Source organism: Granulibacter bethesdensis CGDNIH1 (assembly GCF_000014285.2).
In the GTDB taxonomy this organism is placed as follows: Bacteria; Pseudomonadota; Alphaproteobacteria; order Acetobacterales; family Acetobacteraceae; genus Granulibacter; species Granulibacter bethesdensis.
Map to the genome: position 1 here is coordinate 2,066,735 of NC_008343.2, position 21,305 is coordinate 2,088,039.

A 21,305-nucleotide genomic window follows, 5' to 3' on the forward strand; every position below is an offset into this window, starting at 1 on the left:
TCCGTGTTTCACTGCCTTATTCAGCCAGGTTTCTCACTGATATCCTTTGGGGAACGGATCAGGCTTGATCAGATCCGGCGTTTCCCACACCACTTTGAACTGGCCATCCAGCTGGGCCTGTCCAACCCGTGTGCGGCTCCACAGATGATGATTGGGATCAATTTTGACGTAACCTTCCGGCGCGGTTTTCAGCTCCAGGCCTGGCGACGCGGCAATAACTTTGTCTACATCGAAACTGCCGGCTTTTTCACAGGCCATTTTCCAAAGGAACGGACCAAGATAGGCGGCCTGTGTGACATCGCCGATGACGCTTTTCGGTCCATAGGCTTCCTTGAAGGCGGCGACGAATTTCTCGTTGTTGGGGTTCTTCAAGGACTGGAAATACTTCATGCATGAATAAGCGCCGGCAATATTTTCGCCGCCAATCCCAAGAACCTCGTCTTCCGTCACGGAAATGGTCAGCACGGTCTGTTTGCTCAGATCAATGCCAGCCGCTTTCAGTTGCTTGTAGAATGCGACATTGGACCCACCAACCACGGCAGCATAGATGACATCCGGCTTTTTCAGACGGAACTTGTTGATCACCGAATTGAACTGGGTATGGCCGAGGGGGAAATAATCCTCGCCCACCACCTTACAGCCCGGCAGATGATTTTCGATGTGCTTGCGGGCGATTTTCATCGACGTACGCGGCCAGATGTAATCGGAGCCGATAAGATAGAAGGTTTTTGCTCCCTTCACCTTGTTGACCCAGTCCAGCCCGGCGATAATCTGCTGTGTTGCTTCCTGCCCGGTGTAGAAAACGTTCTTGGACTGTTCGAGGCCTTCATAGAAGGTGGGATAATACAGCAGCCCGTTATACTGTTCGAACACCGGCAGCACCGCCTTGCGCGAGGCAGAGGTCCAACAGCCGAAAACCGTAGCGCATTTGTCGTTCACCAGCAGCTTGCGAGCTTTTTCAGCAAAAGTCGGCCAGTCACTGGCGCCGTCTTCCTGAATATACTTGATCTGCCGGCCCAGCACGCCACCCGCCGCGTTGATCTGGGAAATGGCGAGTTTCTCCGCCTCAATGGAGCCGGTTTCGCTGAGCGCCATGGTACCGGTGGAGGAATGCAGGATACCCACTGTCACCGTGTCATCGGTCACAGCCAGCCCGGTCTTGTCGATTGCCGCGGTGGCGGGTTTGCCATCCGCCCATGATGTGCCGGGCAGCAGGGCAGCGGCCGGCAGTGCGGCCATGCCCTGCAACAGGCGGCGACGCAGGCCGGAACGGGGAGTGTCCATATCGGAGGCATCAAAGGGGGAATGATCGGCCATATGTTTTGTCCTGACGGTCATGTCGGAGGAAAAAATCGTTTCCGCTTCGCGACATACTGGTCCGGCCGGACGCCAATCATGGATACGTCATATGACGTATGGCAACGCATAGCGGATGAAGGGAGGCTCCCTCACCATACACGGCCATACGGTGGCGAGGATGGTAAAAGGTCAGGCGAAAAAACCGGGCCATTATGGCATACTGCCCCCGACATGACCCAAAGACCGCTCCCTGAATCGCCGGAAGGCAGCCCCTGGATTTCCCGTCAGCGCATTGTCCGCATCCGCAGGGATTATAATCGCTGGGTCGCTGATGAAACGCTGGAAGATTATGCGCTACGCTTTACAGCGAGGCGTGCCCGGCGCTGGAGCGGCCTGCGCATTGCCAATACCGCGCTCAGTGCCATCTCCTTCCTCGCGTTGGAAGCCATTGGTGGCACGATCACGGTGGGATACGGCTTTACCAATGCCGTCAGCGCCATTTTCGCGGTCGGGTTGCTGATTTTTCTGGCCGGACTGCCGATCAGCCTGCAGGCGGCCCGGGCCGGGGTCGATATTGATCTGCTCACCCGTGGCGCAGGGTTCGGGTATATCGGCTCCACCATCACATCGCTGATCTATGCCAGTTTTACCTTCCTGTTCTTTGCGTTGGAAAGCGTCATTCTGGCCTCGATGCTGAAAATCTGCTTCGGCATTCCGCTTTATGCGGCCTATCTGATCTGCTCTGTCGTCGTGATCCCGGTGGTGGTACGCGGTATTTCCGCCATCAACCGTGTCCAGCTCTGGACCCAGCCTTTATGGCTGGTACTGCACTGCATACCCTTCATCGCCATTGCTCTCAACGGGCGCGACATTCTGGGTCTCTGGGTTGGTTTTGCGGGGATTTCACCCCTTTCCGGCATGCCCGGCGGTCATGGGTTCGACTGGCTGGGCTTTGGGGCAGCGGCCTCGATCATCATGTCCCTGATCACGCAAATCGGGGAGCAGATCGATTATCTGCGCTTTATCCCGGCAGAGACACAGGAACGTCACAGGTTCCGCTGGACCATGACCGTTCTGGCGGGGGGAGCCGGGTGGATTTTTCCCGGCATGCTGAAAATGCTGGCCGGGTCGTTTCTGGCGGTTTTTGCCATCCATGCGGGTATTCCCGCCATGGAAGCCATTCAGCCAGCCTGGATGTACCGGATCGCTTTCGGCTCGCTGGGCCTGCATCCGACAGCCGCGCTGTTTCTGGCAGCGCTGTTCGTGTTCATCTCCCAGTTCAAGATCAACGTGACCAACGCCTATGCAGGCTCCATCGCATGGTCGAATTTTTTTTCCCGCCTGACCCATGCCCATCCGGGACGGGTGGTATGGCTGATCTTCAACATTGCCATTGCGCTGGCACTCATGGAGCTGGGTGTCTTTCAGGCCATCGAAGCCACGCTGCATAATTACTCCAGCATCGCCGCGGCCTGGATGGGAGCACTCGTTTCGGATCTGACAATGAACCGGGCCCTGGGACTGGCTCCGCGACAGATCGAGTTCAAACGTGCCCATCTGCCGGACGTCAATCCGGTCGGAGTTGGAGCGATGCTGACCGCCATTACGGTTTCCCTCTGCGCTCAGGCCGGATGGTTCGGTGTTGCGGCTGGCGTGTTCTCGCCTTTTCTCGGCTTTGCAACCGCCTTTGCGGCAGCACCTGTGATCGCATGGGTAACGGGGGGTAAAACCTATCTGGCGCGCAAACCCAGGCGGAGCTGGGCGCATCGCCAAAGTCTGCATTGCGTGGTCTGCGAAAACGACTTCGAACCGGAGGATTCGGCCTATTGCCCCGCTTATGGCGACGCAATCTGCTCATTGTGCTGTTCCCTCGATGCACGGTGCGATGATCTCTGCAAGAAACCGGAGACGAGGCTTTCAGTCCAGTGGCACCGCATCCGACAATGGCTTACCCCCACCCGCCTGCAACCTGTGCTGAACAGTCTGGGAGGACGCTACTGCATTGTCTTTGCGATGCTGGGAGGCAGCACCGGCCTGATGTTGCTGGGGATTTATCACCAGACTGTTTCCGGCCTGACCCGGACGGACCCTCTGTTACGCAGCGCCTTCTGGCAGGCATGGTGCGTCATGCTGCTGATTTCAGGCATTGCCGCGTGGCTGCTGGTTCTGGCGCTTCAAAGCCGACATGTCGCACGAGAGGAAAGCCGCCGTCAGACCGCGCTGCTGATGAACGAGATCCGCGCCCATCGCCGCACCGATGCCAAGCTGCAGAAAGCCAAGGAAGCGGCGGAATCCGCCAACCTCGCCAAAAGCCGTTTCGTGGTCGGGGCCAGTCATGAACTGCGCTCCCCCCTGAATGCGATTCTCGGCTATGCGCAGTTGATGGATGGGGATGAAACCCTGCCCCCCAGATGGCAGCGCGCCATCGGCATCATGCGCCGCAGCGGAGAACATCTGGCCGGGCTGATCGAGGGTCTGCTGGATATCTCGAAAATCGAGGCCGGACGGATCGATGTGGCCCGTGATGCCGTCAGGCTCGGTGATTTTCTGGATCAGATTGTCAGCATGTTCCGCATTCAGGCGGAGGCGAAAGGCATCGACTTCATCTTCGATCGCCCGGAGACACTGCCGGATCAGGTCTATACCGATGAGCGCAGGTTAAGGCAGATTCTGATCAATCTGCTGTCCAATGCCATCAAGTTCACACGCTACGGACGGGTAACTTTCCGTGTGCGGTGGCGCAGCCAGATTGCCGATCTCGACATTACCGATACCGGGATCGGTATTGACGAACAGGAGCTGGAACGGATTTTCGAGCCGTTCCACCGCACATCCGGCGCCCTGCATGCCAGTATGCCCGGAATCGGACTGGGACTGACGATTACCAAACTGCTGGTGCAGATTCTGGGCGGCGACATCACCGTGCAATCAAAGCTGGGCGAAGGCAGCACTTTTCATATCCGCCTGATGCTCTCGGAAGTACAGCAGAGTACGGAAGCGCCTGCGGAAACGCTTCAGCCTACATCTGCCACCATTGCCGCGACGCTACGCCCGGGCATGACTGCGATCATTGCGGATGATGATCCGGTCCATCGTGATATGATGAGCGATATTCTGGCACCTTTGGGAATCACCGCCATTCAGGCCGTCAACGGTCAGGCCTGTCTTGAACTGGCTGAAGAGCAGCGGCGCGCTGGCAACGTCGTTGCCCTGTTCCTGCTCGACATCCAGATGCCGGGGTTAAATGGATGGGAAGTCGCGCGCTATCTGCGTGAATCTGGTTTCAGTGAAGCGACCATTCTGATCATCTCCGCCAATTCCGGGGCCATCAGCGGCGGCAGCATGGCAGGCGATCATCATGACGGGCTGTTGAGCAAACCTGTTGATATCAGCATGCTCTATGCGTTTCTGCATCAGCGACTGCATCTGCAAAATAAAACGATCGCAAAAAGCGAGCCGTTGCCGATCATCGGCGCCACGGCCCTGCCGCCGGAGCAGGGTCTGACCAAACTCGATGCCAGACAGCGTAATGAGTTGCGCCAGCTCCTCGCCATCGGATACATGCGCGGTCTGCGCAACAAAATGGAGGATATCGCCACGACCCACCCGGATACCCGTCCCGATATCGACCGGCTGCGCCATCTGGCGGATCAATTCGACCTCAATGGTCTGTCAGCCCTGCTGGATCATACTTCGGCAGAATCGTCCCCTCTTCTTTCAGACAGCAATGCTCCATGACACCACGCGACATCGTCCTGCTGGTCGATGATACACCGGGCAGTCTGTCCGTCCTGCATGATGCGCTGGATATGGCCGGCTATACCGTTCTGGTTGCACAATCAGGGCAGGCTGCCCTGACGCTGATCGAACAGGTCACACCCGATATCATTCTGCTGGATGCGATTATGCCGGGCCTGGATGGGTTTGAAACCTGCCGCCGCCTGAAACAGCATCCAACCTATGCCATGATTCCGGTCATTTTCATGACCGGCCTGACCGACACCAAACATGTGGTGCAGGCTCTGCAATGCGGCGGGGTAGATTACGTGACCAAACCTGTCTCTCCGGAACAGGTGCTGGCCCGCATTACCGTGCATCTCGGCAATGCGCGTCTGATGCAGAGTGCGCATGTCGCACTTGATCGCGCCGGGCGCTATCTGTTTGCCGTCGATGCCACCGGGCATATTTCATGGAGCACCCCACAGGCGGCTCTTCTGCTGGGCGCTTCAGATGGCAGACCGGTGCTACCTGCTTTTCTGCTGCCCTGGATCGCCGAATGCGCCAGCGGTGAAGCGATGACCGGCAGCCGCCGGGTCGTTGTGGAAAGCCGGCTTTCTCCTGAAGGCACGGGATCGCGGGAGGTGGAGATCGTGTTCTTCGGCACCTCACGCGAGGACGAGATCCTGATGCGCCTGATCATCAATGATCCAGCCGAGGAGCAGACTATCCTGCATCAGCGTCTGCCCGTGACGGCACGGGAGGCTGAAGTTCTGCTATGGATCGGCCGAGGCAAACAGAACCGTGACATTGCCGATATTCTGGGTCTGAGTCCGCGCACCGTGAACAAGCATCTGGAACAGATCTACACCAAGATCGGGGTCGAAAACCGGGCTGCTGCCGCAGCCGTTGTCATGAAATTGCTGGCCTCCCGCTGACGGGTTTTCATTCTTCCGAAACCGGACGAGGTCAATAAGCAGAACAACGTATCCTCTGCCATCGAACAGAAGAGCAGCATGCATCATCATTTTCTGTCGCGGGGAACAGGCTCATGATGCATGGTGACATTTCCAGCTCTGCCGATACAGTCGGCGTTGCTGTCGTCAATTACAAAATGCCGCGTCTGCATACGATCGAGGACGTACGCAGCAATGCCCATGCCATTGCCGAGATGATCATCGGCATGAAAACCGGTCTGCCGGGCATGGATCTGGTGATTTTCCCGGAATACAGCACCCACGGCATCATGTATGATGAGGCCGAAATGATGGAAACCGCCGTTTCCATCCCCGGACCGGAGACCGATATTCTGGCCGATGCCTGCCGCCGGGCCAAAGTATGGGGCGTGTTCTCCCTGACTGGCGAGCGGCATGAGCAGCACCCGGAAAAACGGCCCTACAACACGCTGATCCTGATCGACGATACCGGAAAAATCGTTCAGAAATACCGCAAGATCATTCCGTGGACACCGATCGAAGGCTGGTATCCAGGCGATCAGACCTACGTGTCTGAGGGTCCGAAAGGGATGAAAATCAGCCTCATCATCTGCGATGACGGCAATTATCCTGAAATCTGGCGTGATTGCGCCATGCGTGGTGCAGAGCTGATCGTACGCTGTCAGGGTTATATGTATCCCGCAAAGGAACAGCAGATATTGATGGCCAAAGCGATGGCATGGGCCAACAACGTCTATGTGGCCGTGGCCAATGCGGCTGGATTTGACGGGGTGTATTCCTATTTCGGCCATTCCGCGATCATCGGGTTCGACGGACGCACCCTGGGTGAATGCGGGACGGAGGAAAACGGCATCCAGTATGCCCAGCTTTCCAAAGCCCTGATCCGCGATGCCCGCAGGAACGGGCAATCGCAGAACCATCTCTACAAGCTGTTGCACCGTGGGTATACCGGCACCATTGCCTCCCGCGAGAATATCAGCGGCAAGGCGGAATGCCCCTATTCCTTCTACCGCGACTGGATCACCGATCCTGAAGGCACACGCGCCAAAGTCGAAGCCCTGACCCGCAGTGAACCCGGTGTTGCCGATTGTCCGGTTGCCGGTGTGCCGACACCGACAGGGTCATAATTTTTAACGCGCAGCAGAGGGTCTGATCACCGCCAGCATGACGAGCATGGCTTCTGCGGCAATGGCGATGCCAACCGGGAGCCGAACCATCCCGCTACTGAACCATGCTCCGGCCGCATAAAGCGGTATGATCACCAGTGCCGGGACCAGATCACCTGCATGCCGGAGCCGAAGGGCAAGACCTGACACAATCAGGCAAGCCCCCGGAACGGATTTTATGGCAACGTCCCATGGATGGAGCCGGATAAACCCGTTTCCAAGTGGCCCTTGCTGACCAATCCCCGTTGGCAGCATCACCTCCAGCAGCCAATGCATGATGTTTGCTGCATCACGCAGACTGTCCAGCACCATCGTCGCCAGCAGGATCAGAACCAATGGCAGCAATGCCAGCGATGCCGCGCATAATGCGGCCATGATACCTGCCCATCCCAATCCGGCACGAAAAACATGCCTCATTCCCGCGCTATCCATCAAACCGCCCGGCAAAGGGCATGCTTGTCAAAACAGGTTCCGGCCCAGAATAATACCGAAGACTGATGACGGGACATATCAATGCTCGATGTGCTGCGGGCAATGCGGGTTTTTCTCCGGGTTGCCGAATTGGGCTCATTTTCCGCGGCAGCGCGGGGGATCAACATGTCCCAACCGATGATCTCCCGGCAAATCGGCATGCTGGAGGATCATTTCGGCACGCAACTGGTGCAGCGCTCCACCCGCCACCTGCATCTGACCGAGGAAGGGGAGGCCCTGCGAGAACATGCCCGCCGCATCATCGATCAGCTGGAAGCCGCTGAGGAAGCGATTGGCCGGGGTGCCAGACCCCCTTCCGGACGGGTGCGTCTCAGTTCACCTACTGCATTCGGCCTGTATCTGTCCGGGCAGATGGCCGCCTTTCATCAGCTGTATCCCGATATCGACATTGCCCTGAGACTGAGCGACGAAACCGTCAATCTGATTGAGGATGGACTTGATCTGGCGCTGTATGTCGGTGGAGTGCCTGAAACGTCCATGATCGTTCGGAAAATCGGCAGCGCGCGGCGCCTGCTGGTTGCCGCCCCTTGCTATATGGATGGGCGGGCTGAACCTTCCTCCCCTGCGCAGTTGAAGGATTTCGACTGCCTGACCTATGCCGGACCGGGCAGCGATACCGCATGGGCCTTCATCACCGGCGGCGTCTCCTCACCCCTGCCGGTCCATAGCTGGTTTTCCAGCAGCAGCAGCGAGGCCACGCGCCGTGCCGCTCTGGCGGGGGCCGGTATTGCCGCCCTGCCCCATTACATGGTGGAGCAGGATCTTCAGGAAGGGCGACTGATCGAATTGTTGCCACAGGATCGGATGGAACCATTGGCCGTGTTTGTCGCCTATGCCTCAACACGCCATCTGGCTCCACGCTGTCGGGTGCTGATCGATTTTATCGCCCGCACCTTCAAAAATGCTCCGGGAACGATCTGATTTCATCCTGTGCTGTCTGATTTTGGATGAAACAGGCCGCAAACGGCTTCAGTCTGCAAAGGACCTCACGCGCCCATGTCACGGAAAACCATTCTGATTGCCGCGCCTTTGATCATCGCCGCCGTCGGGACCGGAGGCTACTGGTGGATGCATCAGAAGGTGGAAAATCGACTTCTGATGGAATTGCAGGCCTTTCAGAACAGACTCCGGCCTGACGGAAGCATGACCTATTCCAGTGCGGAACCAGCCTTGTGGCAGCGGGGCGTCATTCTGCATGACGTGACGCTGCACTATCAAACGCACCTCATCACGGCCCGCACGGTCTCCGCCCATGACGTATCCGGCAATACCACCCATGCCGTATCCGGCAATACCATCGGACAGCTCGATCTGGAGGATGTCACCGAAACAGAGCCTGAAGAGCGGGCGACAGCAACCGCCAGACACGTGACGGTCAAGGCGCTGACCATCCCCGATAAAGGGGAAGAAGAAGCGATGGCCCCAGAAAAACTGCGCTTTGACCGGTTGGATATGGCCGAATGGGCAGTGGTTTTCCTGCCCCACCCGCCCAAGGCCAACGATGAGGATGCAGAGGGAAAAGAACGTCCCGTCCAGGCCCGTTTCGAAACCTTTACCATCGACCACTGGGGGATGGGTCAGACCTCCGATCTTCGCTTCACGGGGCTGGATGCCCTGATCCCGCAAGCAAGCCAGACGGCGCATCTGACAGTCCGGCAAAGCGCACTGACCGGGGCTGATCTGGCCGCCCTGATCGAGGATGCCCGGCATGGTCGCCCTCGATCCTCTCTTGGTCAGAATGTGGTCTTTGAAACCAGCGGCATCAAACTGGAACAGTCCTCTACTGCTTTTTCATGCGGACATGCCCGTTCCCGGGAAACGCACTCTGCTGCCGGAGATGTGGAGACGGATGTTGCCGTGGAGGATCTGACCATTCCTTCCGTTCAGGAGACCATTGCCCCGCTGACGCATACGGACATCCTGCGGCAGCTTGGATATACAAGTCTGTCCGGTTCTTTTGCCATGCAAAGCCACTACACCGCAGGAAACCAGACATGGCGGCTCCGCTCGCTGCGGGCGGATGTCCAGAAGGCAGGAACCCTGACGATATCCGGGGCGCTGGTCGGTTTACCGCCTGCAGCGCTGGATACCGGGGGACCGCTGGCTTTTCTTCAGGCCAGACTCTCTACACTGAGCCTCACATGGAATGAGGCAGGACTGATGAAAAACATCGTCACCATGATCAGCCGGCAGCGCCAGGCAACACCGGAACAGGTACAGCAGGCAACGCTCCAGCAGATGGACATGCTGTCTCAAAGTGCCCCGGCGAAAATCATGCCGGCTCTGGACGCAGTGAAAGCTTTTCTGCGCGATCCACGTTTTCTGAGCCTTTCGGCGACGATGGATCCTCCGGCCCCGCTCCTGTCCCTGCTCAACCCGAATGACAGCCTGTTAAGCGGCATGACCATCAGCGCCACGGCCGATCCTGTCATAAAATAATATCTCCTTAGGTATACTCTTCGATATCTTACAGAATTGTCATAAACCGGGCGGAAACAGAGTAAAATCCGACATAGTTCAGCCTTTATTTTTGAACTGAGCGGCAGATCAGGCGTTAAGATTTCGCAATCCACCGGCATTTATGGGGTTGTATTCGCCATCATGGCAGACAGAAGGGTATCTGTCCGGATTGTCACTTGAGAGAGACGGGTTCCGTTCATACACTTGATCCATCGACTTCAGATGTCTTCCCCAACTGATCAACTGCGGGGCCGGAAAACCGGCTCCGTTTTTTTTGCCTGCCACAAGGATGTAAAAAAACACGCAGGAATGATGCCCTACCGCACATGAGGACCTGCAAAATCGTGCAGGATCGTGTATGATTGCTCCAGCAATATGACCTGCTTCGCCTGATCGGGGCGTTGAGACCGGAGCACCAGAAGAAACAATGGCAGTCGTCGTTATCACCAAGGCTATGACCGATGAGGCCTTCGCCGCCACCGCTGCACAGAGCAGCCCTGCTGCCAAGCAGTTTAAAACCGGCGATGCGGTGGTCTATCCGGGCCATGGTGTAGGCCGTGTCGATCATGTCGGTATGCAGGATGTTGCGGGCCACAAGATCGAGATGATCCAGATATCTTTCGCTGAAAACCAGATGACCATCCGCCTGCCCGCCGCCAAGGTGGCAACGACCGGCTTGCGCAAGCTGTCCAGCAAGGCCGATGCGGAAAAAGCGATTGCCGCCCTGTCCGGCCGACCGCGAATCAGCAAGGTCATGTGGTCCAAACGGGCACAGGAATATCAGGCGCGAATCAACTCCGGCGATTTGCTGGCACTGGCCGAGTTGCTGCGTGATCTACGCCGCAACGCAGGCAGTCAGGATGGCAGCTTCAGCGAGCGGCAGATTTTTGAAACGGCCCTTGATCGCTTTGCCTCCGAAATTGCCACCGTGCGCGGTGAGGACAAGGCCGATACCTCCCAGCAACTGATTGCACTGCTGATCAAAGCGCAACCTGCCTCGGTTGCCGCCGCTGCCGAAAAAGCCGCCGCCAAGGAAAAAGCCGAAGCCAAGGACGGGGATACCGAGGCGGAAGACTGATCCCCCTCCACAGCAGGCGTTTTACCCGTAGACCGTCATCGCCTCTCCCCCTGGCTCCCGGCTCAGGGGGGTCGCACTGCCGGTGATGCTGAGCGCCACGGCCTCGGCAATGCGAATACCGTCCACTCCGGCGGAGAGAATCCCCCCTGCGTATCCCGCCCCTTCCCCGGCCGGAAACAAGCCCGACGTATTCAGGCTCTGCCCTGTTCCATCGCGCCGGACCCGCACGGGGGAGGAGGTGCGGGTTTCCACCGCCGTCATCACCGCATCATCCATTGCGAAGCCCTTGATGCGTTTGTCAAAAGCGGGCAGCGCCTCCCTGATCGCCGCAACGGCGAAATCCGGCAGACAGGTGGACAGATCCGTCAGCGTCACACCGGGACGGTAGGAAGGCGGTACGCTGCCCAATGAGACAGAGGGCCGTCCGGCCAGAAAATCCCCGACCTTCTGTGCCGGCGCTTTATAACCACCGCCCCCGGCCTCGAACGCACGGCGCTCCCAATGACGCTGGAAGGCAATGCCCGCCAGCGGGTCCATCGTCGCGTCCCCCGGAAAATCCTCCGGCGTGATCCCGACCACGATCCCGGCATTGGCGTTGCGCTCGGCGCGCAGATACTGGCTCATGCCGTTGGTGACGACATGCCCGGGCTCGGAGGTCGCCGCCACCACCGTCCCCCCCGGACACATACAGAAGCTGTATACATCCCGGCCGTTGGAGGCATGATGGACCAGCTTGTAATCCGCCGCCCCCAGCAAGGGATGACGCGAAAAATCCCCGAAACGGTTGCGGTCGATCAGAGCCTGCGGATGCTCGATCCGCACACCGATCGAAAGCGGCTTGGCCTCCATATAGACGCCCCGCGCATGCAGCATCCCGAACGTATCGCGGGCACTGTGACCAACCGCGAGAATGACGTGATCGGTGGCGATGCGCGCTCCATTATTCAGCACCACACCCCGGACCTGCCGGCGACCATCCGCCAACACCTCGATATCCAGATCGGTGACCTGCGTTTCAAAGCGGTACTCTCCACCCAGCGCCTCGATACTGGCCCGGATACGTTCCACCATCGTCACCAGACGAAACGTGCCGATATGGGGTTTGCTGATGGTCAGGATTTCCTCAGGCGCACCCGCCGCAACGAACTCCGTCAGCACCTTGCGGCCATAGAAATGCGGATCCCGGATCTGGCTGTAGAGCTTTCCATCCGAGAAAGTACCCGCCCCGCCTTCACCGAACTGCACGTTAGAGCCGGGATCAAGCTCCCCACGCCGCCACAACCCCCACGTATCCTTGGTGCGGGGCCGCACTGACTTGCCACGCTCCAGAATGATCGGACGAAAGCCGGTCTGCGCCAGTATCAACGCGGCCATCAGCCCGCATGGACCAGCCCCGATCACCACAGGTCTGGAGGGCAGATTCTGGGGAGCCTGCGCCACGAAGCGATAGCCGGTATCGGGGGCAGGCATCACGCGGTGATCCGCCGCACAGCGCGCCAGCACTGCCTGCTCGTCCTTCACCGCCACATCCACCGTGTAGATCAGCGCGATGGAGGAACGCCTGCGGGCATCATAGCCGCGACGAAACACCGTGCTGCTCAACAGCACATCCGGCGTAATGCCCAGCCGGGCGATCACCGCCTCATCCAGCGCAGCCGGGCCATGATCAAGGGGGAGTCTCAGTTCAGTCAGGCGTAACATCGGCAGGAAAAATCCGCTTTCTCGCCCGGCGGCGATATGCCGGTCCGGTGCTTCAGCCTGTGCTAGAGGAAAATGCCCGTTCATGAAAACCGGCAATCATGAGAGGCAGACGGAAAAACACGCCAACCACCGGCCACCCCCCGCGTTATAGTCTGCTACCAAGCATGACCGTACGGATCAGGAGACCATCCGCATGACCGAAAGCAGCCAGAGCCGGGATTCAGCCGGTGCCCTGACCCCCGCCAGTCTCAGCCTGACCCCTGCCGATGCCGCGACGCTGGAAGAAGCCGTCCGCGCCCTGCATGACAGTCGCGGCCTGCTGGTGCGTGGGGCCGATCTGGTGGCAGGGCTGATCGGTCAGGCAGCGACCTTTGGTATCAACCGCCTGTCGCTGACGCGGCGCTATGCCGAAAAAATCCAGGGTCTGGCAGAGGCTGCCCTGCGGCGTGCTTTCGATGTGGCCATTCTGGGGATCGACCACGGCAGCCGCCTGTCCAGCGCGGGAGGTGCACGTTTCGTCGCAGCAACCAGCGGTGCACTGGGCGGCCTGGCAGGCATGGCCGGTTTTCTGCCCGATGCAACCGCGACGACCCTCCTGATCATGCGCAACATCGCCACTATCGCCCGGGAAGAAGGGGAAGATCTGAGCCAGCCGGAGGCGCGGGAGGCATGCCTTCAGGTGTTTGCCTTCGGGGGGCCTGCGCTGGGAAGGCTTGGAACGCTGTCAGAGGAAGCCGATACCGGATACTGGTCCGCGCGCCTGTTCCTGCAGGGCCGTCCGCTGGTCATGCTGTTTTCAGAGGTCGCCAGCCGTTATGGCGTGCGGATCGGGGAAAAATTCGCCATGCAGGCCATACCGCTGATCGGGGCCGCTGGCGGAGCGGTGGTGAATACCGTGTTTCTGGATCATTATCGCAGGCTGGCCAAAGTGCATTTCACCATTCGCCGTCTGGAGCGGCAATACGGTACTGTAGCAGTGCAGAGTCTCGCTCGCACGATTTCCGACCGTATCCGCTATGGCAATGCCCTGCCGGAGGATGCCTCGGCGGCTGCCTGATTTGATTCTTCCCATGATTGACAAGGGGCCTGCTTCCATGGTCCCCCATTGCCCATGAGTCAGAAACGCCACGGCCCGATATGGCTGCTCCCTGTCCTGCTCATGATGCTGGTGATCTGGCCGGCTTGCCTGCGGGCGGAAAACCGGGCGGAAGATGCAGCCCCTCCGCGCCCTGCCCCGTCATCCCTGACGCCCGATCAGACCAAAGCCGCGCTGGAAGTGCTGGGGGATGCCCGCAAACGGGACGAACTCATCAGGATTCTTCAGACGCTGCCAACAGACAGAGCCGACAAGGCTTCTTCCTCCGACCGGGCGCAGCCACCCAAAGCGGCTGATGATAAAGCGGGCCATACCAATCCAGCGGCTGCAACCACCCCCCCGCCGGAGCAGACTAAAAAAGACACGCCGACAACGCCGAATGCAGCCTCTGCAAAACCCGATACAGCCGGGCTTGCTCCCAACAGCCTGGGCGCGGAGTTGATCAAATCGTCCGGCTCGGCACTGGATGATGCTGCTGTCAGGCTCAAGCATTCCATACGCTCCATCGCGGAAGCGCCGCTTTTTTATTACTGGCTGCAAGGGCAGATGAGCCAGCCGGAGCGAAAGCTGTTGCTGGTGCGCAGCCTGGTCGCACTGACTGCCTGCATGGTGGCGGGTGGTCTGGCGGCATGGGGGACCGTCGTGCTGACGGCGCCATTCCTGAACCGTCTGTTTGCCCGACATGCCGCTTCATCCTCCGCTGAAACAGAAGAGGGTTTTCTGCCATCCGAATCATCGGATGAAGATGCAGAACAGGTGGATGAGGAGGATAGAGAGGAAGAAACCCCTCCCGAGCGGTCGCAACAGCATATTCATGCGGAACGGGTCCTGTCTCGTTTTCCCTCCATTCTGCTGGCAGCCATCATCACCGCCCTGCCAGTTGGTGCATTTCTGGTGACGGCAGGCGCGCTTTTATGGCTGACCACCTCCCCTGAAATTCGCGGTCCTGCAACGGCCTGTATCAAGGCAACCGTTTTCGGTGCCATGGTACTGGTATTGGGACGCACCATGCTGCGCCCGGAGACAAAAGCCCTCCGGCTGATCAGGATACAGGACTCCCTCGCGCAATATGGCTATCGCTGGTTGCGACGCCTGATCATCGTCGAGACGATCGGGGCCGCCATTGCCGGAATCGGTGCCAGTCTGGGTCTGTATAATCTTGCCGTCGAGGCTATTCTCAAAATCACGGCACTGGCCATCTACCTCTGTCTCGTCATCATCATCCTGCAAAAACGGACGTCCGTGGCGAAGCGCATCTCCCATGGTGCGGAAGGCCGGGGATCATGGGCAGCGCTGCGCCGTACTCTGGCCCCCATTTGGCACTGGCCAGCCCTGATCGGCCTCGCAGCCTTCTGGCTGGTCTGGGCTTTGGAAATGGAAGACGGCCTGCACAGGCTGGCACATGGCGCCATTGTGACGATTTCCATCCTGACAGCGGCAAGGATTATCTCGCTGCTGCTGCTCGGCCTGCTGTCACGCATTGTCCGACCATCCCCCGAGAGCCGCGAACGGCATCCGGAAATCGCGTTGCGGGCGGATCTCTATTATCCCTATCTGAAACGGCTTCTCTCCGCCTTGCTGGCTGTGGCCACGCTGGTAATCCTGCTGCAAAGCTGGGGTATTCCCACCCTGATATGGTTCAATCAGGGTGCCGTCGGCAGTCGTCTTCTCTCCGCGCTGATTACCATCGGCGTGACGGTCACGCTGGCGGTCATCATCTGGGAAAGCGTCAATATCGCCAGCGAGAAGCATCTCGCCCGCCTGACCGCCAGCGCCCAGTACGTGCGCAGCGCCAGAATGCGCACCCTGCTGCCCATGTTCCGCACGGCACTGCTGATCGTCATTCTGGCGATCATCATCATGACCGTGCTGAGCGAAATCGGCGTCAATATCGCTCCGTTATTGGCCGGTGCAGGCATTGTCGGCGTTGCCATCGGCTTCGGCTCCCAGAAACTGGTGCAGGATCTGATCACCGGCATTTTCCTGCTGCTGGAAAATGCCATGCAGGTTGGAGACAGTGTGACCCTGAGCGGCCTGTCCGGGACGGTAGAGCATCTGTCCATCCGCACCATTCGGCTGAGAGCGGGGGATGGCTCCGTGCATATCATCCCGTTCAGCTCCGTCTCCACCGTGACCAATGCCAATCGCGGTATCGGCAATGCTGCCATCAGCGTGACGCTCGCACTGGGGGAGGATACAGCGAAGGTCAGCCAGATCATCAGGGATATCGGTGCCGAGCTGCGAGAAGAAGAAGAATTCTCCGACAGGATCACCGGCGATCTGAGCGTATTCGGCGTCGATAAAGTGGATGCCTCCGGTGTCACCATCACCGGACAGATTCCCTGCACCGATACAGGTCGCACCCCGGTGCTGCGCGAATTCAACCGGCGGATGTATCAGCGTTTTCAGGAAGCCGGTATCCGCTTCGCCATCCCACAGCAGGCTGTGACCGTACTCTCTGGCGATATACCTGACGCCACACCAACAGGCTGAAAACCATCGAAAAAAGGCGGCGCCATCACAACAGCGCCGCCTTTTTCATGGTCCTGCACTATTGCGAGATCAGAAATAACCCTCGCGCTTCTTATGTTCCATCGAGGCGCTTTCATCGCGATCAATGATACGACCGCCGCGCTCGGAAACCGCGGCATTCGACAATTCTTCGATCACGCCATCAATATCCGTGACCGTGCTTTCCAGCGCTCCGGTCAGCGGCCAGCAACCCAGCGTGCGGAAACGCACCATGCGCGGGCGGATTTCCTCACCCGGCTTCAGATCAATCCGGTCATCGTCGATCATGATCAGTGTGCCATCCCGCTCAAGCACAGGACGCTCTGCCGCATAATACAGCGGCACGATCGGAATGTTCTCGGCCCGGATGTATTCCCACACATCCATTTCCGTCCAGTTGGACAGCGGGAAAACGCGCGCCGTCTCCCCCGGGCCGAGGCGGGTATTATACAGATCCCACAATTCAGGGCGCTGCGCTTTCGGGTCCCATGCCTGGCTGGCACTACGGATAGAGACCACACGCTCCTTGGCCCGGCTTTTTTCCTCGTCACGGCGGGCACCACCGAATGCGAAATCATAACCGCCTGCTTTCAGAGCCTGTTTCAACGCCTCTGTCTTCATCACCTGCGTGTAGATGGAGGCACCATGGTCGAACGGATTGATCCCCGCCGCACGGCCTTCCTCATTGGTATGCACAATCAGCTTGATACCGTATTCCTTGGCGATGCGGTCGCGAAAGGCGATCATCTCCCCGAATTTCCATTTGGTATCAATGTGCAGCAGCGGGAACGGCATCGGCATCGGGTAAAACGCCTTGCGCGCCAGATGCAGCAGCACGGAACTGTCTTTACCGATCGAATACAGCATCACGGGGTGGCGTGCTTCCGCAACGACCTCACGGATGATGTGGATGCTTTCATCTTCCAACCGCTTCAGCGGGGAGGACGGATCGAGCGTGGCGGCTTTCGTGGCGGTCATGGTCAGTCCGATTATGGCAAAAGTGAGTAACAGCGTATCGTCCAGGCGGGGCTTTACAGGGTCGTTTTATCCAGCGCAGAAGCCGTCTTATACAGGCCGCCGCCCCAGCACCAGCCACCCATCCCACTCTGCGCCTGCAACAGCTGCGCGGCATCACGCGCGGCATCGGGATGATCGAACAAGGTGAAGCAGGTTGCCCCCGAGCCTGACATGCGCGTCAGGCGGGCGCCTGGCAACCCTTCCAGAGCATGGAGCAGTATCCCGATGGCGGGACAAAGCCGCATGGCGGGAGGCTGAAGATCATTGCGGGATAATTGCAGATCACGCAGCAGCGCCGCCATGTCCGGCCAGCGTGATGCCAGCGTGGCCTCCGGCGTGAAACCGTGCTCACGGTTGCGAAACACCTCCGGCGTTGACACCGGCACACCCGGATTGGCCAGCAACAGACCGATCTCCGGCATGGCAGGCAGCGCCTCCAACCTTTCACCGATACCACGCATCCGGTAGGTGCCGGGTTCGAGACAGACCGGTACGTCAGCCCCCAGCGAGGTCGCAATACGGTGCAGATCCTCCGCCGCGGGAGATACCCCCCATACACGGCTCAACAGCCGCAGCGCTGCCGCGGCATCAGAGGAGCCTCCACCAATGCCGGATGCGACCGGCAGGCGCTTGTCGAGCATGATGGTTCCACGCGGTTTGATCCCGGCAAGCGCAGCCAGTGCACGGCCCGCCCGTAACACCAGATTATCGGGCTCGGCCCGCAGCGTCTCTGCCCCCGGCCCTTCCAGCTGCAAACCCAACCCGGCCGCCTGATCGCCATCCCGATAGCGCAGCACATCACAGGCTTCGGCGAAGACCGCGAGACTGTCGAGCAGATGATATCCGTCCGACCGCCTCCCTGTCACATGGAGGTACAGGTTGATCTTTGCCGGAGCGAAAGCAACGTTCTGATCAACGATCATGAGTCAGGGGGCAATTTTGGTCGTGGACGCATCCGCATCCTGATTCGCCTGTTCCAACCGGGATTCAAGCCGTGGCCGCTCGGTCGGATCGGGATTGAGGCTCAGGGCACGCTGCCATTGATAACGTGCTTCCAGCTTGCGCCCTGTCTCCCAGTAGGCATCGCCGAGATGACCGTTGATGGTCGGGTCATTCGGCACCAGCTCCGCCGCGCGTTCCAGATAACGCACCGCCGCGCGCCGGTCCCCCTGACGCAGCAGCACCCAACCAAGGCTGTCGATGATCGCGCCGTCATTGGGCCTGATCTCCACTGCACGCTGGATTAGCTGACGGGCACGATCCAGATGCATTCCCTGTTCCGTCCAGGAATATCCCAGATAGTTCAGCACGGCCGCCTGATCGGGAGACAGGCTGAGTGCCTTCTGAAAATCCGCCTCGGCCCGCGGCCATTGATGCAGCCGCTCCAGCGTCACCCCACGATTGTAGAACACACTCCAATCATGCGATTGCGGGTGGGGCAGCAGAGCAATGGCCTTGTCATACGCGTTCAGGGCGGCTTCGAACTGCTGCTTGTTACGCAGGATGTCGCCACGCAGGACCAGCGGAAACGCAAAACTGGGGAACTGCTTCGACAGCTTGTCAAGAATGGCCAGCGCCTGATCGGTATGACCGGTTTCATCCAGCAGCACCACCCGACGCACCTGAGCCAGAGGAGCCAACGGATCGCTGTCCTTGATACCGCTGAGCTGTTCCAATGCTCCTTGCTTATGCTTGTCAGCATCGAGAATATCGGCGGAGAGCAGCTTGGCTTCCGTAAAATCAGGACGCAGATCCAGAGCCATGCGCAGCAACAGGCGAGATGCGTCCGCCCCTTCCGGCTGCTGGCGCAGCGTCGCGGCCAAGGCCAGATAGGCCTCGGCAATGCCATCTGCGGGTGTGGGGACAACCGGCTTCGCACTGGCTTCGATCAGCGCAGGGATCGCCATTCCCAGCACCTCTCCCCCACTTCCCAGATTGTTCAACAGACGAATGGCGGCTTCAGGGTGCCCTTCTCTGGTTTGCCAGCTGGCCATGATGCGGACCAGACGCAGATTCTCCGCCCCCAGACTATGGGCCGCAATGTCATAGAACGAGGCCGCTTCCTGCTTCCGACCGGCCTGATCAGCGATCAAGGCTGCATGCAGCGCGTAGATACCCTGAAGCTGTCCGCCCTGAATATGCGGCAGCAAGGTTTTCAATGCACCATTGATCCGGTCGGCGCCAGCCTGTGTCCAGGCGGAAAACAGGGGCTGAAGAAGCTGGGTCAAACCATTCTGACCGATGCCCGCATAGCGCTGGGATGCTGCATCCCAATCCCCATCCCGCACGGAATCATTGGCCAGTACCAATTGGGCCGCCGGATTTTCGGGCAGTTGCCGGGCCAGATTAACGGCCTCCGGCCGCCCGGCCATGAGACAGGCGATAAAGGCCTGCCTTACCAGATCACGGTTACCCGGATCGGCTTTCATCGCCTGCAACAGCGAATCGGCTGCCTGATTGAAAGCCCCCTGCAATGCTGCATGTCGTCCGGCGAGAAAATCACCGTACGCCCGCGCGCTGGCATCCTCGGCAGCACTCTGATGCGCCCCCGCAGAGGATGAAATATGCAGCAAATGGCCGATCCCCGAAGACGACCCGCTTCCTACGCCAGAAGCAGCACATCCCGCTAACAAACTGGCTGCCAGCAATATGCCGCGCCTCCATGTTGTCCTCATGGGTGTCATGGCGGGTACATTTCCGGCCCGGCTCAAAAATCCGGGAAATCGCATATCCGGCAGGAGAGAATTCTGTGACATGCACGGCATCTTATCCATCCCCAGCCCCGCCGCCAATCGGCAGGAAGAACAGTTTCTTTTCTTCGCACTTGCATCTGTGCGGTTTCGGTCGGAATAACCGCTCATGGATGCGCTCGCGGCTTTGCACCTGCAACTGGAATGGGGGGCGGACGAGGCACTCGGTGACTCGCCGGTGGACCGCTTCACCATTGTCACGGCCCCTGCTCAGGCGCATTCCGGCATCGCCCCTGCGGAGCTGCAAACGGTGCCAGCCGCAGCCCCACATCCTGAACCGCACAGTGTCCCTGTCCAGGCCGTTCAAAGACCCGCACCCTTTGCAGGTACCGCATCACTGTTACCGCAACAGGGTGCCGCCCGTCTGGCGGCGGATATAGCGGCCGAGGCATCCACTCTGGACGCTTTACGCGCTGCGATGGAGCAATTCGATGCCTGTCCGCTCAAGGCCACAGCCACGCAGCTGGTTTTTTCAGACGGCACCTATGAAGCCGGGCTGATGCTGATTGGTGAAGCACCCGGGGCGGAAGAAGACCGGGCCGGAAAACCGTTTGTCGGCCCTTCCGGGAAATTTCTGGACCGCATGCTGGCCAGTGCAGGGATGACGCGGGAACGGGATTTCGTCATTGCCAATCTGATTCCATGGCGCCCCCCCGGAAACCGCAACCCAACCGAAACCGAAATTCTCCAATGCCTGCCCTTCCTGCTGCGCCATATCGCGCTGGCGCGCCCCCGGATGCTGGTGTGTCTGGGAGGTGTATCGGCCAAGGCTCTGACCGGCAGCACTGTGGGAATAAGACGGCTGCGAGGCAAATGGACGGATATTACCATCCCCGGACTGGATTCGCCGTTGCCGATGCTGCCGATGCTCCATCCGGCCTATCTGCTGCGGAATCCGGGTGCCAAGCGGGAAGCCTGGGCAGATATACTGACCCTTCGAAAAGCACTGGATGGCTGATATGCTACCAGAGCATATTTTTGCTGAAACCGTTGAAAAACGTTGCGTTCCCCCCTTCACGAAGCGATTTGGCAATGATATTTGTCGCGCTGTGAAGCCCTGAA

At 59.2% G+C, this 21,305-nt stretch carries 15 protein-coding genes; 9 read left to right on the forward strand and 6 right to left on the reverse strand.

Features of this window, described 5'->3' with window-relative positions:
* Positions 1–33: 33 nt before the first annotated feature.
* On the reverse strand, positions 34–1,317 hold the full coding sequence (gene urtA, locus GBCGDNIH1_RS21695) for an urea ABC transporter substrate-binding protein (protein ID WP_011632536.1): 1,284 nt from the start codon (positions 1,315–1,317) through the stop codon (positions 34–36).
* Positions 1,318–1,530: 213 nt separating this feature from the next.
* Between urtA and GBCGDNIH1_RS21700 the strand changes: the two genes are divergently transcribed.
* The 3 genes from GBCGDNIH1_RS21700 (at position 1,531) to GBCGDNIH1_RS21710 (ending at position 7,099) form a co-directional block, all read left to right on the forward strand.
* Positions 1,531–5,037 carry a hybrid sensor histidine kinase/response regulator gene (locus GBCGDNIH1_RS21700; RefSeq protein ID WP_011632537.1) on the forward strand — a complete coding sequence of 1,169 codons (3,507 nt, stop codon included), beginning with the start codon at positions 1,531–1,533 and terminating at the stop codon, positions 5,035–5,037.
* A complete protein-coding gene (locus GBCGDNIH1_RS21705; protein WP_011632538.1) occupies positions 5,034–5,954 on the forward strand; it encodes a response regulator transcription factor in 921 nt (306 codons plus the stop codon). Before GBCGDNIH1_RS21700 ends, GBCGDNIH1_RS21705 begins: the two co-directional genes overlap by 4 nt.
* Positions 5,955–6,067: 113 nt before the next feature.
* The gene (locus GBCGDNIH1_RS21710; protein ID WP_011632539.1) at positions 6,068–7,099 is read left to right on the forward strand and encodes an aliphatic amidase; all 1,032 of its coding nucleotides are present in this window, start codon (positions 6,068–6,070) and stop codon (positions 7,097–7,099) included.
* Positions 7,100–7,102: 3 nt separating this feature from the next.
* On the opposite strand, the gene GBCGDNIH1_RS21715 is transcribed toward GBCGDNIH1_RS21710, so the two are convergent.
* On the reverse strand, positions 7,103–7,555 hold the full coding sequence (locus tag GBCGDNIH1_RS21715; protein ID WP_043452988.1) for a hypothetical protein: 453 nt from the start codon (positions 7,553–7,555) through the stop codon (positions 7,103–7,105).
* A gap of 117 nt (positions 7,556–7,672) precedes the next feature.
* Between GBCGDNIH1_RS21715 and GBCGDNIH1_RS21720 the strand changes: the two genes are divergently transcribed.
* From GBCGDNIH1_RS21720 to GBCGDNIH1_RS21730, 3 genes are all read left to right on the forward strand, one after another.
* Positions 7,673–8,551, forward strand: a complete 879-nt coding sequence (locus GBCGDNIH1_RS21720; protein ID WP_232449718.1) for a LysR family transcriptional regulator — start codon at positions 7,673–7,675, stop codon at positions 8,549–8,551.
* 75 nt (positions 8,552–8,626) lie between these two features.
* A complete protein-coding gene (locus GBCGDNIH1_RS21725) occupies positions 8,627–10,069 on the forward strand; it encodes a hypothetical protein (RefSeq protein ID WP_011632542.1) in 1,443 nt (480 codons plus the stop codon).
* A 448-nt stretch (positions 10,070–10,517) separates the two neighbouring features.
* Entirely contained in the window at positions 10,518–11,168 is a 651-nt protein-coding gene (locus GBCGDNIH1_RS21730) for a CarD family transcriptional regulator (protein WP_011632543.1), read from the forward strand.
* Between the two features lie 21 nt (positions 11,169–11,189).
* On the opposite strand, the gene GBCGDNIH1_RS21735 is transcribed toward GBCGDNIH1_RS21730, so the two are convergent.
* A complete protein-coding gene (locus GBCGDNIH1_RS21735; RefSeq protein WP_043454318.1) occupies positions 11,190–12,869 on the reverse strand; it encodes an NAD(P)/FAD-dependent oxidoreductase in 1,680 nt (559 codons plus the stop codon).
* Positions 12,870–13,062: 193 nt separating this feature from the next.
* Between GBCGDNIH1_RS21735 and GBCGDNIH1_RS21740 the strand changes: the two genes are divergently transcribed.
* Together GBCGDNIH1_RS21740 and GBCGDNIH1_RS21745 are read left to right on the forward strand one after the other, a co-directional pair.
* Complete coding sequence (locus tag GBCGDNIH1_RS21740) at positions 13,063–13,926, forward strand: EcsC family protein (RefSeq protein WP_011632545.1); 864 nt, start codon at positions 13,063–13,065, stop codon at positions 13,924–13,926.
* Positions 13,927–13,980: 54 nt separating this feature from the next.
* Positions 13,981–16,458 carry a mechanosensitive ion channel domain-containing protein gene (locus tag GBCGDNIH1_RS21745; protein WP_050748464.1) on the forward strand — a complete coding sequence of 826 codons (2,478 nt, stop codon included), beginning with the start codon at positions 13,981–13,983 and terminating at the stop codon, positions 16,456–16,458.
* Between the two features lie 69 nt (positions 16,459–16,527).
* Here GBCGDNIH1_RS21745 and cysD read toward each other — a convergent pair whose 3' ends face one another.
* Genes cysD through GBCGDNIH1_RS21760 form a run of 3 tightly spaced genes read right to left on the reverse strand, consistent with a single transcriptional unit; the run spans position 16,528 to position 20,066 of the window.
* The gene (gene cysD / locus GBCGDNIH1_RS21750) at positions 16,528–17,454 is read right to left on the reverse strand and encodes a sulfate adenylyltransferase subunit CysD (RefSeq protein WP_011632547.1); all 927 of its coding nucleotides are present in this window, start codon (positions 17,452–17,454) and stop codon (positions 16,528–16,530) included.
* A gap of 53 nt (positions 17,455–17,507) precedes the next feature.
* Positions 17,508–18,416 (reverse strand): 4-(cytidine 5'-diphospho)-2-C-methyl-D-erythritol kinase, encoded by a 909-nt coding sequence (locus tag GBCGDNIH1_RS21755; protein WP_011632548.1) that lies wholly within the window; start codon positions 18,414–18,416, stop codon positions 17,508–17,510.
* A gap of 3 nt (positions 18,417–18,419) precedes the next feature.
* Positions 18,420–20,066 (reverse strand): tetratricopeptide repeat protein, encoded by a 1,647-nt coding sequence (locus GBCGDNIH1_RS21760; protein WP_050748465.1) that lies wholly within the window; start codon positions 20,064–20,066, stop codon positions 18,420–18,422.
* Between the two features lie 286 nt (positions 20,067–20,352).
* On the opposite strand from GBCGDNIH1_RS21760, the gene GBCGDNIH1_RS21765 reads away from it, so the two are divergent.
* A complete protein-coding gene (locus GBCGDNIH1_RS21765) occupies positions 20,353–21,201 on the forward strand; it encodes a uracil-DNA glycosylase (protein ID WP_011632550.1) in 849 nt (282 codons plus the stop codon).
* Positions 21,202–21,305 lie beyond the last annotated feature (104 nt).